General features: G+C 40.0%; 1 protein-coding gene. It reads left to right on the forward strand.

Annotation, left to right across the window (positions count from 1 at the left end; all coding sequences use genetic code 11):
- A partial coding sequence (locus tag CWB62_RS18580) for an AbgT family transporter (protein ID WP_171036808.1) occupies positions 1-285 on the forward strand: 285 nt, incomplete at both ends.

A 285-nucleotide genomic window follows, 5' to 3' on the forward strand; every position in this document is an offset into this window, starting at 1 on the left:
GCCAACTTCGTACCATCTGGTATTGACCCATTACTACAAAGCTTCACACAAAGCTCTGCACAAATCATTGACCCAACGATTGCGGTTAACCCGTTAAATAACTGGTTCTTTACCTCAGCATCAAGCGTATTTATCATCCTACTAGGTTGGTACATTACTGATAAAATTATTGAGCCACGTTTACAAGCCACTAAAGAAGATGGCGACACAGATAACCTTCCTTCTTTTGATGAAGTCACTTCTAAAGAGCTTAAAGCATTCATGGTTGCGTCTTCTGTGATGATT

This window comes from Pseudoalteromonas sp. S408 (genome assembly GCF_005886645.1).
GTDB lineage: Bacteria > Pseudomonadota > Gammaproteobacteria > Enterobacterales > Alteromonadaceae > Pseudoalteromonas.